The sequence below is a fragment of the Endozoicomonas sp. SESOKO2 genome (assembly GCF_024606245.1).
In the GTDB taxonomy this organism is placed as follows: domain Bacteria; phylum Pseudomonadota; class Gammaproteobacteria; order Pseudomonadales; family Endozoicomonadaceae; genus Endozoicomonas_A.
In genome coordinates this window covers 23,811-40,405 of sequence record NZ_JAHHPQ010000615.1, presented here as the reverse complement: position 1 = coordinate 40,405, position 16,595 = coordinate 23,811, and the positions used below count along the sequence as shown (strand labels likewise).

The window sequence follows — 16,595 nt, the reverse complement described above, 5'->3', positions numbered from 1 at the left end:
TTTATCTCCTGATAGTTCTCCTCATGAAAGGACGAGAGGCAGATCAAGGACTGGGGACATTGTTCTGGTCCAGATCATTAAACTTGCGTTTTAGATGTGTTCTTCTGTGGTCTGTCAGGATTCTTTTACTCTTGCAGACCATTCCACATGGTCGTTGTTGACCATCCTCCCCGACCACTGTCACGTCACAGATCACCCGTCCGGTGTGATATTTGCATTTGTGAGATGACATAGAATGAGCATTCTTTAAGACCACCCCGCATGGACTAGGCTGGCTACCCTCCCTAACCATTATCATGTGACAGGTTTGTTGCCTGCTGTGCTCTTTTCTTTTGTGAATCAACAGAGTTTGAGCATTCATGCAGTTCTTTCCGCATGGCCGCTGCAGGCCATCCTCCCCAACCACGGTCACTTTACAGGTTTTTTGTCCGGAGTGATTTTTTCTTTTGTCATTCCACATGGTTTTTCTGGTATCAAGGATCTTTCCGCACGGCTTCGGCTGATCATCTTCTCCGGCCACGCTTGTTTTGCAGGTTTTTTGCCCGTTGTGATTTCTGCTTTTGTGAGACGACAAAGATTGAGCATTCTTGCAGACAGTCCCGCATGGCCGAGACAGACCATCCTTCCCGATCACTGTCGCCTGACAGGTTTGTTTCCCGCTGTGGTCTTTTCTTTTGTGATCCGACAGCGCTTTAGTACTCATGCAGACTTTACCGCATGGCCGCTGCTGGCTATCCACCCCGACCACTGTCAGGTTACAGGTTTGTTGTCCAGTGTGATATCTTCTTTTGTGATCCGTCAGGGATTGAGCATTCTTGCAGACTGTCCCGCATGGCCGAGACAGACCATCCTTCCCGATCACTGTCAGGTTACAGGTTTGTATCCCGCTGTGGTCTTTTCTTTTGTGATCCGACAGGGCTTTAGAACTCTTGCAGACTCTCCCGCATGTCTGCTGCTGAGCATCCTCACCGACCACTGCCAGAAGACAGGTTTGTAGCCCGCTGTGGTCTCTTCTCCTGTGATCCCGCAGGGATTGAGCGCTCTTGCAGATTCTCCCGCATGGCCACCGCCGACCATCCTCTCTGATCATTGTCGCGGGACAGGTTCGTTGTGTGTTTGAAGTCCCTGCTTGAGAATGGAAGTGGGGAAAAGTAAGGGAGATTGTTTTTTCTTGTAGGCCGGTTGACTCCGTTTCGAGGGATGCATTGTTTTGGTCATATGCATGGCGATCAGAATCTAAAGAGTGCCGGAATATACAAACGCCATTGCAACTATTTACGAAACAATTTAAACCCAGAGTATGTGGGTGTTGTTCAGAGTCTCCGTTACCGCCGCCCGAGCCAGAATGCCGGGGGCTGGTGAAAATTCCTGTAAGTTGGATGGTTGCCCCCGAGGCTTGCTGGTCAGATGATTCTGAAGGCTGGCCTTGTTGTGTCTGTCCAGAGCCAAGTCCCATAGTAATGATGGCAAATGGTTGACCCTTCTGTGTCAGCTTGGGTGCTGCCTCTTGTTGTTCAATTTGTTTTTCAACCGGGTTCAACGACGGTAAATCTTGGTTCCAGTAGCTTTTTAAAAGCCAACCAACAACGATAATCGCTTCTACAGGTGGTGACGGGTGAGGGATGGCTCTTTTAGGGGTATCTTTGATGCTAAGGATCAGTTTGTAATCAACCAGCAGATGAGTGACGTAAAGCAACTGCCATGAAATCGATTCAATAAGGGTTGTTTTTACCCCATAACCGTAGGATCTGCGTAGTTTGCCGTCGGGCAGTGAAGCTGATCCTGCATAGCTGTTTGTGTCGGCAATGCCTGAAAATGTTCGCAGGTCACACTGCCTTACAGAAAAACTCTGGTTTGCTGGAGAATCTGTCGTTTGTTGAAGCTCGACAATGAAGCGTCTTGTCAACGGTTCCGCTTGGCAGATGACAGACAAAAACAGTATCAGCAACAGCGTTGTCGCAAAGATTGAGTGTTTAATCATTCTACCCTTGCGTTTTAAGTTACAGATAGGAAGGATAGATCAAGAAGGTAAGCGAGTTTTTTCTCAAAGACCTTCTGTCAAATGACTTCTGTTAAAAGCTCAAAGTTGCAACGGATAAAACCTCATGAAAGGGCGGGTGTCAGATCATGGATTGGGGTCATCGTCCTTGTTTACATCAACAGGTTTACGTTTGCGATGTATTCTTTTGTGATCCGAGAAGGCTTTAGTATTCCTGCAGATCTTTCCGCATTGCCGCAGCTGGCCATCCTTCCCGATCAAAATGATGCTACAGGTTTGTTGCCCGGTGTGTTCTTTTCTTTTGTGACACAACAGAACTTCGATATTCTTGCAGACCGTGCCGCATGGTCGTTGCTGGCCATCCTGCCCGATCACTGCCAGGTCGCAAGTTTGTAGTCCACTGTGGTCTTTTCTTTTGTGATCCGCAAGTGCTTTAGTACTCTTGTAGATCTTTTTGCATGGCTGCGGTAAACCATTCTCTCCGTCCACGCTTACGTAACAGGTTTGTTTCCCGGTGTGATATTTGCTTTTGTGGGTCGACAGAGCACTAGCATTCCTGCATGACGTCCTGCATGGCTTCGGCTGACCATCCTCCCCGACCACTGTCTCGTCACAGGTTTGTTGCCCGCTATGGTCTTTTCTTTTGTGACCCGACAGGACATGAGGACTCTTGCAGACCTTTTTGCATGGCCGATGCTGGCCATCCTCCCCAACCACGGTCATATCACAGGTTATCTGCCACTTATGGAATCTGCTTTTGTGAGACGACAGAGATTGAGCATGCTTGAAGACCGCGCCGCATGGCCGCGGCTGGCCGTCCACGACTATGGTTATGTCACAGGATTTTTGCCCGGTGTGGTATTTGCTTTTGTGAGATGACAGCGATAGGGTATCCTTGTAGACTTTCCCGCATGACTGCAGCTGGCCATCCTTCCCCAATACTTTCACGTCACAAGTTTTTTGTTCGATGTTTTCTTTTATTTTCTGAGCTAACAGGGCTTGTACTGAGCTTGTTCGGAAAAGATGGGGTTGGTCCTGACCCGGTTGGAATACTTCAGTGTTTGTTTGCCGGGCTGCTGAATGGCTGAGCGTAAGGGAAAATCCGGCTTCTTCGAGAATACTACTTGGATCGAATGGCTCATTAATGAATCCAAAATCATTATTGATGGCAGGCAAATGCCCGAGCGTAAAGGCGACCCCGTCTGAGGTGACCCCGTCTGAGGCGACCCCGTCTGTATGGTTGCAGCTATTGGGCAGATTACCATTAATAACATACGGCTCTGGCTCAACTAGTTGGTCGAAATAGAGTGAGAATTGACTGTCAGAAAGTTCCTGCAATTCTTGAAAAAGCGAATTATCCAAGGAGTGTGTAGCTTTTTCAGGATCAGAAGAGCTTATGCAACTTAGATAGTGTTTATTCGTCAAGTCAGGGTATGAGCTTTGTCCGGTATTTGCCGTTGCTCCTAATTGAGCGATTTCTATTTTTGTCGTCTGTATCGGTGCGTCGGACTGCTCACAGCGGGACTCAGCGGGCTTTTCGCCATCGGATGATTGCCGGAAACTGCAAGCACCATTACAGGGATGGACGAAACAATTTAAACCCAGAGTATGCTGGTGTTGTTGTGGGCCTCCGTTATTGTCGTCATAGTCAGAAAACAGAAGGCTAATGAAAGAGCCTGTAAAGTGACTGGTGGCTTGAGAGGCTTGCTGACCCGATGATTCTGATGGTTGGCTTTCTTGTTGGTCTTGTCCGGAGCTGAACATCATAGCGATGGTCGCAAATGGGTGATCCCTCTGTGTCAGCATAGACGTTGCCTCTTGTTGTTCAATCGGGCAAAACAGTGGTGAATCGGGGGGCCAATAGTTTCTTAAAAGCCAACCGATAGCGACAACCGCTTCTAAAATTAGCCATGTATAAGGGGTGGAGTTAAGAGAGACGTCTTTGTTTCTCAGGATCAGTTCGTTACTAACCAACAGATGAGTAGTATAAAGCCATTGCCACGAAATAGATTCAAAAATGGGGTGTTTTACTACGTTATTGTGTCTTTGTCGTTTTTCATCAGTCAGCGAAACTCTTAATTTATGGCCATTGTTATCGTAAATGTCTGGCGCATTACCCGGCAATGTATGCCAGTCAGGGTTTATAGAAAAGCTCAGCGTTGGAGAAACTGCTTTTTGTTCAAACTCGACAACAAAACCCCTTGTCAACGGTTGAGCCTGACAAATGACAAAAAACATTAGTAGTAGCGACAACAGCGCCACAAAGAGTGAATGCTTAATCGTTCTATCCTTGCGTTTCGGGTTCCAGAAAAGAAGGATAGATCAAGAAAACAAGCGTAATTTCTTTCAAAGACCTTGTTTTAAAAGACCAAGGTTGCACCGGGCAAATATCATGAAAGGTAGGCTGTCAGATCAAGGGGTGAGGTTTTCGTCCACACCAACAGGTTTACGTTTTCGATGAACTCTTTTGTGGTCCGACAGGGCTCGAGCACTCCTGCATATCTTTCCGCATAGCCGCTGCTGGCAATCCCTCCCAACCAAAACCACGGCGCAGGTTTGTTGCCCGCTGTGGTCTCTTCTTCTATGATACGACAGGACTTGAATATTTTTGCAGACCGTCCCACACGGCCGCGGCTGTCCGTCCTCCCCGACCACTATCGCACTACAGGTTTTTTGCCCACTGTGGATTTTGCTTTTATGATCTTTCAGGGCTTGAAGATTCTTGCAGACAACCCCACACAGTCGTGGCTGGCCATCCTCTCCGACCAATGCTACATCACAGGCTTTCTGACCGGTATGCGCTCTGGTTTTGTGAACCGACAAGGCTTGTCTGTTCTTGCAGATCTTTCCACATGATCGCTCCTGGCCTTCCTCCCCGATGACTGTTGCGTCACAGGTTTGTTGTCCGCTGTGGTATTTGCTTTTGTGAGATGACATTCCGATTTCTTCGAGAGGGTCAGGAGGATAAAGAGGCTCATTAATGGCCACAAAATCATGAGTGGTGGAAGTCCGGTTTATGGGCATTGGCAACCCATGATTTATTGACCCGGCAGGGTCAGTTGCATAGGCAGCCTGTGCACTCATTGAGTGTTGGAAATGTGTGGCGAATACAGGATCAAAGTGGCCTATGCAACTAAGGCAGTATCCATTGGCTAAATGAGGGCATGAGCTTTGTCCGGCTGATACTCCTATTTGGGCTGTCGAACTTTCTACGAAATTTTCAGGCCATTCAGAGGTCTCTCTGATATCGGATGATTGCCGAAAACTACAAACGCCATGACAGGGATGGGCAAAACAATTTAAACCGAAAGTATGCTGCTGTTTTTGAGGGTATCCTTTGTCGTCTCCAGAGTCAGAATAAAGGAGACGAATGCAAGCGTCTGTAAAGTGACTGGTGGCTTCCGGGACTTCACGATCGGATGATTCTGATGGTTGGCATTGTTGCTGATTTTGTCCAGAGCCCAACATCATAGTGATGGCTGCACACAGTTGATCTCCCTGTGTCTGCATAGACGTTGCCTCTTGTTGTTCAATTGGGTTAAAGAGCGGTGGATAGGAGTTCCAATAGCTTTTTAAAAGCCAACCCAAAGCGACAACTCCTTCTGCAAGTAACCATGAATAATGGATGAAGCCAGAAGGGGCATCTTTGGTGGTCAGGATCTGTTCATAAGCAACCAGCAGGTGAGTGGTGTAAAGCCATTGCCATGAAATCGATTCAGCAAGGGACGTGTTTGCGCAGTAATCTTGAGATCGCTGTCGTGTGCTATCAGGCATCGAATCTGATTCTGCACAGTCGTTTGTGCTGACAACTCCTGACTGATTGCCCGATAATTGCCGGTCAGGCTTTGCAGAATAGCTCTGATTTGGAGAATTTGTTTTCTGTTCAAACTCGATAACAAAATGTCCTGTTAACGGTTGACTCTGACAGACGACAGACAGCGTCAGTAGCAGCAAAAACAGTGCCGAAAAGAGTGGGGATTTAATAATTCTATCCTTGCGTTCTGGGTTACAGAGAGAAAGGATAGATCATGAAAGTAAGCGCGTTTTTCTGTCAAAGGCCTTCTGTTAAAAGCCCAGGGCTTCACCGGGCAAAATCTTATGAAAGGGCGGTTATCAGATCAAGGACTGAGGTCATCGTCTTCGTCTGCACCCACAGGTATACGTTTCCGATGCATTCTTTTGTGTTCCGACAGGACTTGAGCACTCCTGCAGATCTTTCCGCATAGCCGTTGCTGGCTATCCTCTCCGACGATTGTTTCGTCACAGGTTCTTTGCCTGATGTGAGTGACGCTTTTGTGAGTCGACAGGGCTCGAGCATGCTTGCAGACTGCTGCGCATGGTCGTTGCTGACCATCGTCCCCGACTACGGTCACGTCACATGTTTTTTTTCCTGTATGGTATCCGCTTTTATGATCCGAAAGGGCTTTAGCGCTCTTGCAAACCTTTCCGCATGGTTGCAGCTGGCCATGCTCACCGATCACTGTCACGTCACAGGTTCGTTGCCCGCTGTGGACTTTGCTTTTGTGAACCGACAGGGCTTTAGAACTCTTGCAGACTGCCCTGCATAGTTGCAACCGGCCATTTTCACCAGTCACTTTTACGTTACAAATTCTTTGCCCGCCGTGGGTGCTTCTTTTGTGATTCCAAAGAGCTCTGATATTGCTGTACAACTTTCCACATGACCGCAGCAGGCCATCCTGGCCGACCACGGTCGCATCACAGGTTTGCTGAATAGTGTGGACGCTTCTTTTGTGATTCCACAGGGTAGCAGCATTTATGCAGATCTTTCTGCACGGCTGTTGCTGACCATCTGCCCCGTCGACTAGCACGTCACAGACTTTTTGCCCGGTGTGATATTTACTTTTGTGAACTGACAGTGCCTGAACATTCCTGCTGACCTTCCCGCAAGGTCGCAGCTGGCCACCCTCCCAGACCACTATTACATTACAGGTCGATTGCCCGGTAGCGTCAGTTCTCGAGATTGCCTCTGCGCTCACTGAGTCTGAGACGACCCCATCTGAGGCAACCCGTTCTACTGAGCTGATGCTATTGGTTGGGTTGACATCAATGCTGTGCGGCTGTTGCCGAAATAGTTGACCAGAATCGTATTGACTCATAATGGCAGGGATATCATCCCATATTTTTAGAGGCGGGATTTGTTGGCAATGTGTACTGTTTAAAGGAACAAAATGCCCCATGCAACTGAAACAGAGCCCGTTGGCCAGATGAGAGCATGAACTTTGTCCGCAATTCATAGACCATTCAGCTGGCTCTTTGCTCTCAGATGATTCTCGTAAATCACAAACGCCATGACAGGGGTGGACGAAACAATTTAAACCCAAAGTATGAGAATGTTGTTGAGGGCCTGCGTCCCCTCCGTCAGAGTCAGAATACCGAAGATGATTGAATGATTCTCCAGGGTAGGGGGATACTGTTGTGGTTTCCTGAACGGATGATTTTGATGGCTGGTTTTGTTGTGAGTCTTCTCCAAAGCCATACATCATAGTAATGGTCGCAAACGTGTGACTCTGGCTCACCTCTTGTTGTTCAATTGGTTTTTCAACAGAACTAAACGACGGTGAATCGGGGTTCCAACGGCTTTTTAAAAGCCAACCGATAGTGGTAACCTCTCCTGGAGGTATCCATAAAAAGGGGTTGAGACATAGAGGGGCGTCTCTGGTGGTCAGGATCATTACGCAACCAGCGAGCAGATGTGTGGTGTAAAGCAAGTCCCACGAAATCGATTCAATAATGGTCGATTTTGCCCGATTGCCGCCAGCTTTCCGGGGCTTGTCATCAGGCTTCGAGTCCGGTCCTGCACAGTCGTCTGTGTTGGCAATGTTTGATGGGTCGCGCAGCAATGTACATTGGTCACTCTTCATAGAAAAGCTCTGGTTATGAAAAACTGCATTTTTTTCAAGCTCGACAATAAAGCGTTCTGTCAAGGGTTCGGCATGACAGGCGACAGACAACAACATCAGCAATAGTGTTGCAGCAAAGAGAGAGTGTTCAATAATTCTATCCATGCATTCTTGTATACAGAGAGGAAGGATAGAACAAGAAAATAAATGTATTTTTCTGCCAATAACTTTTTGTTAAAAACCAAAAGTTGCTCTGGGCAAAAAGTATCTGCAAAGTGGTTTGCCTTGCGGCAAACTGCTGACGCTCATGATCGGAGTGATGTCTAATCAGATCATTACTTATATTCTGACTTCTTGAGATTGGAGTCATACTCCGGGTGCTCATCTGCGGACGTGCGTTTTCGATGTATTCTTTTATGATCCGTAAAGGCTATAGCGTTGTTGCAGACCTTCCCGCATCGTCGCTGCTGACCATCCTTCCCGATCACGGTTATGTTACAGATTTGTTGCTTGCTGTGGTGTCTTCTTTTGTGATCCTTCAAGGCTTGAAGGTTCTTGCAGAATGTCCCGCATGGCTGCGGCTGGTCATCCTGCCCGAATACGGTCACGTCACAGCTTTTTGGCCCTGTGTGGTATCTTCTTTTATGAACCGACAGAGCCTGGACATTGCTGCAGACCTTTCCGCAAGGCCGTTGTTGGCCATCTTTTGTGATTAAAGTTGCGACACAAGTTTTTTGCTCGCTATGTTTCCTGTTTTTGTGTCCCGAAAGGGTTTTAGCATTGCTGCAGACTTTCCCGCATTGCTGCGGCTGGCCATCCTTCCCGACCGTTATAACGTTGCAGATTTGTTGCCCGGTGTGGCATTTGTTTTTGTGAGCCGCCATAGCCACAGCATTCTTGCAGATCGTCCCGCATGGCCGCGGCTGGCCATCCTCCCCGACCACTGTCAGCCTGCAGGTTTGTTGCCCAGAATGCTCTCTTCTTTTGTGAAGCGTCAGAGCTTGAGCATTCTTGCAGACCCTCCCACATCGCCACTGACGACCATCCTGCCCGATCAGTGCCATGTGACAGGTTTTTCGCCCAGTGTGGTATTTGCTTTTATGACTTGACAGGGCATTAGTATTCTTGCTGACCTTCCCGCATGGCCGCGGCTGGCCATCCTCTCCGATCACGGTTATGTCACAGATTTGTTGTTTGTTGTCGTATTTTATTCTGCGATCCGACTGAGTTCCCTGGCAATGTGTCGTTCCGGTTATGAAATTATCAGGTGCTGTTGGAGTTTGTAATGTGTCTGTCTGAGTATGCGTAATGGAAATTCCGATTTCTTCAAGAAGACTCTGAAGAGTGTTTGACCCATTAATGCCCTCAAATACATCAGTCCGGAAAGGCAAAGTCCAGGGCTCTGGCACATCATCATGGACCGGCCCGGTAGGGTCAGTTGTATAGTCTGTCCCTGAACTCATTGGGTGCGCAGCACTTTCAGAATCAGAATGACTGATGCAGCTAAAGCAAAGTCCGTCAGACAAATGAGGAGATGAGCTTTGTTCAAAATTCAGTGGCAATTCAGCTGACCCTCCGCTGTCAGATAATGGTCGGAATTGACAAACGCCATAACAAGGATGGACATAACAATTTAAACCGAAAGTATGTTGATGTTGTTCAGGGCCTCCGTCACCGTCGCCATGGTCATGATCATAATACGTGAGATGAGTGAAAAAGCCTGTATGGTCGGCAGTGGCTTGAGATTCCCATGATTCAAATGGCAGGTCTTGTTGTTGGTCTTGTCCGCTACCCAACATCATAGTGATGGTGGTAAACGAGTGATCCTGACTTGTCTCTGGTTGTACGATCGATTGTTTAATCGTGTTAAACAGTGGTGAATCAAGGAGAGGATAGCTTGTTTTAAGCCAACCGACAGCTACAACCACTTCTGCAGGTAGCCATGAATAAGGGGTGGAACTGAGAGGGGCATTTCTGGTGGTAAGCATCCGTTCGTAACCCACCAGCACAAAAGTAGCGTAAAATAATTGCCACGAAGCCGACTCAATGAGGGGCGTTTTGACCCCGTAACCGCCAGATCTGTTGTGTTTTTTGTCAGATGGCGAGTCTGATCCTGCATAGTCGCTGGTGTCGGAAATATCGGAAGTGCTTCCCGGCAATGTACGACGGTCACACTTTATAGAAAAGCGTGGGTTGGGAACAGATGTTTTCCGTTCAAGCTCGACAGTATAACGTTCTGTTAATGGTTGGGCGTGGCAGATCACGGACAACAACATTAGCAGAAGTAATGATGGTGCTACAAAGAGTGAACGTTTAATAATTCTATCCCTGCGTTCTGCTATACAGAGAGGAAGAATAGACCACTTGATGATTGAAGTGGTCTCTGATCAAGTCGTTACTTATTTACTTAACTTTCCGGAAGGCTGAGTTAATCGTACTGTTGAACATCGACAGGCTTGCGTTTTCGGTGTCTTTTTTTATGTTCATACAGGGTTTTAGTGTTCTTGCAGATCTTTCCGCATGGTCGCTGCTGGCCATTCTCCCCGACCATGGTTACGTCACAGGTTTGTTGCCCGGAATGGTGTATTCTTTTGTGATCCGAAAGAGATTGAGGGTTCTTGCAGACCTTCCCGCATAATCTCTGCTGGCTATCCTCTCCGACCACAATCTTGTTACAGGTTCGCTGCCCGGAGTGTTTTCTTCTTTTATGATCTAACAGGCTTTTAGCACTTTTGCTGACCGTTCCACATGGCCGCGGCTGGCCATCCTTGCCGACCACGGTTACGTCACAGGTCCGTTGGTCGGTGTGATGTCTTCTTTTGTGATCCGACAAGGCTTGTGTATTGTTGCAGATCTTCCCGCATGGCCTCTTTTGACCATCCTCCCCGGCCACGATCACGTTACACGTTTTTCGTGCAGTATGCTGTCTTCTTTTGTGATCTGGCAGGGCTTTGAGACTCCTGCAGATTGTTCTGCATAGCCGCCGCTGGCCATCCCCATCGACCACGGCCACGTCACAGGTTTTTGGCTCGTTTTGCTCTCTTCTTTCGATAAGCGACAGGGGTTGATCATTCTTGCTGACCATTCCATATGGCTGATGCCGACCCTCCTTCCCAACTACGGTCATGTTACAGGCTAGTAGTCTGATGTCGTATTTTATTTTGTGATCCGATAGGGATTGGTGACAATGTATCGTTCCAAATACAGCATTCTCAGGTGCTGTCGGGTCCTGTGGTGTGTCTGTCTGGGTGGGCCTGCTAGAAATTCCGGTTTCTTCGAAAAAACTCTGAAAAGTGGGTGACCTGGTAGTGACCGCAGATTCATTCGTGCTGAGAGGCTCATTATCGGGCGTAGGCGCATTATAATTGAACGACCCGGCGAGGTAAGCTGTAAAGTCTGCACCTGTATACATTGGGTGTTCAGTGTGTTCAGAGTCCAATTGACTTAAGCAGCTGAAGCAGCGTCCATTAGCCAAATGAGGGCATGAGCTTTGTTCGGAATTCAATGGCCACTCAGTTGGCTCACCGCTCTCGAATGATGGTCGAAATTGACAAGCGCCATGACAGGGATAGAAAAAACAATTTAAACCTAAAGTATGTTGGTCTTGTTCAGGGCCTCCGCTACCGCCGCTATACCCAGTATTATGGAAGCGAGTGAGAGAGCCTGAAGGGCGGGCGGTGGCTTTCGTGGCGAACTGGCCCGATGATTCCGATGGCTGGCATTGTTGCTGGTTTTGTGCAGAGTCCGACATCAAAATGATGGTGGCAAGTGGGTAATTCTGGTTCGCGTCTCGTTGTTCAATTGGGTTAGGTTGTCCAACCGGGCTAAGCAGAAGCGAACCTGAGTTTCGATAGCTTTTGAAAAGCCAGACGGCAGCGACAACGAAAACCACTTCTACAGGTTGCCATGAATAAGTGGCGGAATATAGTGAGGCATCTTTGATGATCAGGATCAGTTCGAAGCTAACCAGCAGATGGTCGGCGTAAAGCCAATGCCACGTAATCGAATTAACAAGGGCGGTTTTTACCCCATAAGCGTCAGGTTCCTTTGGCTTGTCGTCAGGCGGTAAATCTGATGCTCTATGGCCGGTTTTATTGGCAATGACTGATGGATGGTCTGGCAATCTATGCCGGGCGCGCTTTATAGAAAAGCACTGGTCTGGAGAACTTGTTTTATGTTCAGGTTCATTAACAAAATGTCTTGTCACCGATTGAGCCTGACAGACGACAGACAGTAGCAGCAACAGCGGTGCCGCATAGAGTGGGTGTTTAATAATTCTATCCCAGCCTTCGGTTCACAAAGAGAAAGGATAGATCAATTCATAATTAATGGTGTCTGATCAGATCGTTAGTTATTTATTTACTTTAAATTCCGGAGGGCTGAGTTCATCGTCCTGATCTGCATTGACAGGCTTGCGTTTTCGGTGTTTTTTTTTATGTTCATAAAGTGTTTTAGTGTTCTTGCAGACCTTTCCGCATAGTCTCTGCTGGCGATCCTCCCCGACCATGGTCTCGTCACATGTTCGCTGCCCGGAGTGTTTTTTTCTTCTGTGATCGGACAGGCTTTTAGCACTCTTACAGACCGTTCCACATGTCCACAGCTGGCCATCCTTCCCGACCATGGTTAGGTTACAGGTTTGTTGCCCGGTGTGTTGTCTTCTTTTGTGATCCGACAGGGCTTGAACACCGTTGCAGACCTTCTTGCATGGCCTCTGCTGACCATCCTCCCCGACCCTGAACAGGTTACAGGTTTGTTGCACGATGTGCTTTTGTCTTTTGTGATCCCTCAGGGCCTGGCCATTCTTGCAGACTATCCCGCATGGCTGCTGCTGGCCATCCTGACCGACCACGGCCATAACACAGGTCTGTGGCCCGTTATGGTATCTGGTTTTGTGAGTCGATAGGGCTTTAGCATTCTTGCAGACCGTTTCGCATGGCCGTTGCTGACCATCCTCCATGATCACCGTCCTGTCACAGATTTGTTGCCCAGTGTGCGCTTTTCTTTTGTGATCTCTCAGGGCTTGATTATTCCTGCAGACTATCATGCATGGCTGCTGGCCATCCTGATTGATCACGGTCGTGTAACAGGTCTTCGGTCCGGAGTGGTATCTTGTTTTGTGAATCGACAGGGCGTGAGAACTAATGCAGACCGTTCCACATGGCTGCTGCAGACCATTCTCTCTGATAACGGTTATGTCACAGGTTTTTGAACCAGTGTGTTTTAGTCTTTTGTGCTCAATCAAGGTTTGTGCACTCTTGCAGATTGTCCCGCATGGCCGCTTCTGGCCATCCTCACCGACCAAGGTCATGTGACAGGACTGTGGCCCGGAGTGGTCTCTTCTTTTGTGGTACGACAAGATTTTAGGATTCTTGAAGGTCATCCCACATGTGCGTTGTCGGCCTTCCTCCATGATCACTGTCCTGTCACAGGTTTGTTCCTCAGAGTGCTCTGTTCTTTTATGATCTCTCAGGGCTTGACTATTCTTGCAAACTCTCCTGCAAGGCTGCTGCTGGCCATCCTCCCCGATCACTACCACGTCACAGATCCTTTGCCCCCTGTGGTATGAACTTTTGTGAGACGATAGCGCATTGGCATTCTTGCAGAGCTTCCCACATATTCGCTGCTGGCCATCCTCCTCGAATAGGGTCACGATACAGATTTTTTGTTCGTGGTCGTATTTTTTTTTGTGATCCGACAAGGCTTGTAATGTGCCTGTCCTGATAAGCGAAGTGGAAGTACCGACTTCTTCGAAAAGATTCTTAAGAACGGATGACCCATTCATGCCCGCAGATTCTTCAGCGCCGGAAGGCTCATTTCCAGACATTGGCGAAACATACCTGAGTGGCTCAGGGTCAGTTGCATAGTTTGCCCCTGCACTTGTTGAGTGTGCAGTGTTTTCAGAATCAAATTGTATTATGCGACTAAAGCAGTGTTCATTAGCCAAATGCGGATATAAGCTTTGTCCGAAATTCAGAAGCCATTCTGCTGGTTCTCTGGTGTCGGGTGATGGTCGGAATTGACAAACGCCATGACAGGGATGGATGAAACAGTTTAAGCCCAAAGTATGTTGGTGTTGTTGAGGGGCTCTGTTATCGTCATCAAAGAGGGAATACAAGAGGCTATTGAAATAGCTTGTGGCTACCTGGGCCTGCCGGTCGGATGATTCTGATGGCTGGTCTTGTTGTTGATAGGGATGTTGGTGATTCCCAGAGCCATACATCATTGTGATGGTGACAAATGTATGATCTCCCTGTGTTAGCATAGATGTTGTCGCTTGTTGTTCAACCGGGTTAAACTGCGACGAATCGAGGTTCCAATAGCCACTTAAAAGCCAGCCGACAGCGACAAGGCCTTCTACAGGTAGCGATGAATAAGGGGTGGTGCTCAGAGAGGCGTCTTTGGCTTTAAGGATAAGTTCGTAACCAACCAGAAGCTCAGTAGTGTAAAGCCATTGCCATGAAATCAATTTACTGAGGATGGTTTTTGCCCGGTAACCGCCAGATATTTTCAGTTCGTTATCAGGTGCTGAATTTGATCCTGTATAGACGTTTGTATTGGCAATAACTGATGGGTTTTCTGGCAATATCCGCCTGTCACACTTTATAGAAAAGCACTGGTTTAGAGAACCTGTTTTTTGTTCAGGCTCGACAACAAAGTGTCTTGTCAACGTTTCAGACTGACAGACGACAGACAATGCCAGTATAAGCAACAGTAGTGGCGCAAAGAATGTGATTTTAATAATTCTATCCTTTCCTCTGGTGTACAGAGAGGAAGGATAGGTCAAGAAATGAAATCTACTCTTTTCTCAAAGGCCTTTTGTTAAAAGGCAGAGTCTGCACCGGGTCAACCTCATTCGTTTTGCTTTACATCAACAGGCTTGCGTTTTCGGTGTCTTCTTTTGTGCTCCGAAAGGGCATGAGCATTCTTGCAGGTCTTCCCGCACGGCCGCAGCTGGCCATCCTCCCCGACCACTGTTAAGTCGCAGATTTGTTGCCCGGTGTGTTCTTTTCTTTTGTGATCCTGCAAAGCACAAGCATTCTTGCACACTCTTCCGCATGGCTGCGGCTGGCCTTCCTCTGCGATCACGGTCTTGTAGCAGATCTGTTGCCCGCTGTGGTATCGGCTTTTGTGAAGCGTCAAAGCCTCAGCACTCTTGTAGACCTTCCCGCACGTCCGAAGCTGGCCATCCTTCGCGATCATAGTCACGTCACAGGTTTGTTCTCCGCTGTGGTCTCTTCTTTTGTGCGTCGACAGAGCTTGAGCACTTTTGCAGGCCTTCCCGCATGGCTGAGACGTACCATCGATACCGGTCAGGATCACGTCACAGGTTTCTTGCTTGCTATGGTCTCTTCTTCTGTGAGTTGACAGGGCCAGAGTATTCTTGCAAACCTTTCTGCAGAGACGCGGCTGGCCATCCTCCCCGATCACGGTCACGTGACAGGTTTTCTGTCCAGAGTGGTATCTGCTTTTGTGAGTTGCCAGGGCATGATCATTCTTGCAGAGCTTCCAGCATAGCCGCGGCTGGCAACCTTTCTCGAGCACAGGCATGGTACAGATTTTGCGTTCGTTGCTGCATTTTATTTTATGATCCGACAGGACTTGCAATGTGTCTGTCCAGGTAAGCGAGGTGGAAGTCCCGACTTCTTCGAAAAGATCCTTTAGAGCAGGTGACTGATCAATGCTCGCAGATTCCATAGCGCTGGAAGGCGTATTTCCGGACATTGGCGCATCGTGCCTGAGCGGCTCGGCAGCAGTTGTATAGTCAGTCCCTGCATTTATTGAGAGTGCAGTATTTTCAGAATCAAATGGTCTTATACAACTCGAGCAGCATTCATTCGCCATGTGTGGGTGTGAGCTTTGTCTGGAATTCAGTGGCCATTCTGCTGACCCTCTGGTGTCGGATGACAGTAGGAATTCACAAACGCCATGACAGGGATGGACGAAGCAGTTTAAACCCAGAGTATGTTGGTGTTGTTGAGGGTCTTCGTCGCCGTCATCAGAGCTAGAATACAAGAGGTTAGTGAAATAACCTCTGACTAACGGGGCCCGCTGGCCGGATGATTCTGATGGCTGGCCTTGTTGCTGGTAGGCATGCTGGTTATTTCCAGAGCCAAACATCATTGTGATTGCTGCAAATGCTTGATCCCCCTCTGTCAGCATGAATGTTGCCTCTTGTTGCTCAATCGGGTTCACCAGTGGGGGGGCGGAGTTCCAGTAGCGACACGGAAGCCACCTGACAGCGACAAGCCCCTTTACAGGTGGTAACCACGAATAAGGAATAGAGCTAAGAGAGGCTTCCTTGGTTGTCAGGATAAGTTCGCAACTAACCAGAGGCTCAGTAGCGTAAAGCCATTGCCATGAAATCGATTCGATAAAGATGGTTTCAGCCCCGTAACCGCGAGATTCCCTCGCTTTGTCATCAGTTAGTGAATTTGATCCTGTATAGACGTTTGTATTGACGATAACTGACGGGTTGTCTGGCAATGCACAACGATCACGCTGTGTAGAGAAACGCAGGTTTGGAAAACCTGTTTTCCGTTCAAGCCCGGAAAAAAAATGTCTTGCTAAGGGTTTAGAATGACAGACGACAGACAACGTCAGTAGGAACAACATCGGTGCCGCAAAGAGTGAGTTTTTAATAATTCCGTCCTTTACTCTGTTTTAGTGAGAGGAAGGATAGATCAAGAAACTAAATAGACTCTTTTCTCAAAGGCCTCCTGTCAAATGACAGAGTT

The 16,595-nt window shown here is 48.0% G+C and carries 8 protein-coding genes; all 8 read right to left on the bottom strand.

The genetic code is table 11. The features are described from left to right. Positions 1 to 43: 43 nt before the first annotated feature. The 8 genes from KDK17_RS15255 to KDK17_RS15220 all read right to left on the bottom strand — a co-directional run bounded on the left by KDK17_RS15255 (position 44) and on the right by KDK17_RS15220 (position 16,473). A complete protein-coding gene (locus KDK17_RS15255) occupies positions 44 to 1,981 on the bottom strand; it encodes a hypothetical protein (RefSeq protein ID WP_257288433.1) in 1,938 nt (645 codons plus the stop codon). 144 nt (positions 1,982 to 2,125) lie between these two features. Next, positions 2,126 to 4,252, bottom strand: coding sequence for a hypothetical protein (locus KDK17_RS15250; protein ID WP_257288432.1), 2,127 nt, complete (start codon positions 4,250 to 4,252; stop codon positions 2,126 to 2,128). Positions 4,253 to 4,411: 159 nt separating this feature from the next. After that, positions 4,412 to 5,953, bottom strand: coding sequence for a hypothetical protein (locus KDK17_RS15245; RefSeq protein WP_257254037.1), 1,542 nt, complete (start codon positions 5,951 to 5,953; stop codon positions 4,412 to 4,414). A 164-nt stretch (positions 5,954 to 6,117) separates the two neighbouring features. After that, positions 6,118 to 8,025 (bottom strand): hypothetical protein, encoded by a 1,908-nt coding sequence (locus tag KDK17_RS15240; protein WP_257288431.1) that lies wholly within the window; start codon positions 8,023 to 8,025, stop codon positions 6,118 to 6,120. A 170-nt stretch (positions 8,026 to 8,195) separates the two neighbouring features. Continuing rightward, positions 8,196 to 10,136 carry a hypothetical protein gene (locus tag KDK17_RS15235; RefSeq protein WP_257288430.1) on the bottom strand — a complete coding sequence of 647 codons (1,941 nt, stop codon included), beginning with the start codon at positions 10,134 to 10,136 and terminating at the stop codon, positions 8,196 to 8,198. Between the two features lie 152 nt (positions 10,137 to 10,288). Continuing rightward, the gene (locus KDK17_RS15230; protein ID WP_257288429.1) at positions 10,289 to 12,103 is read right to left on the bottom strand and encodes a hypothetical protein; all 1,815 of its coding nucleotides are present in this window, start codon (positions 12,101 to 12,103) and stop codon (positions 10,289 to 10,291) included. 108 nt (positions 12,104 to 12,211) lie between these two features. Then, a complete protein-coding gene (locus tag KDK17_RS15225; RefSeq protein ID WP_257281745.1) occupies positions 12,212 to 14,644 on the bottom strand; it encodes a hypothetical protein in 2,433 nt (810 codons plus the stop codon). 65 nt (positions 14,645 to 14,709) lie between these two features. Further along, positions 14,710 to 16,473 carry a hypothetical protein gene (locus KDK17_RS15220; RefSeq protein ID WP_257288428.1) on the bottom strand — a complete coding sequence of 588 codons (1,764 nt, stop codon included), beginning with the start codon at positions 16,471 to 16,473 and terminating at the stop codon, positions 14,710 to 14,712. Positions 16,474 to 16,595: the final 122 nt, after the last annotated feature.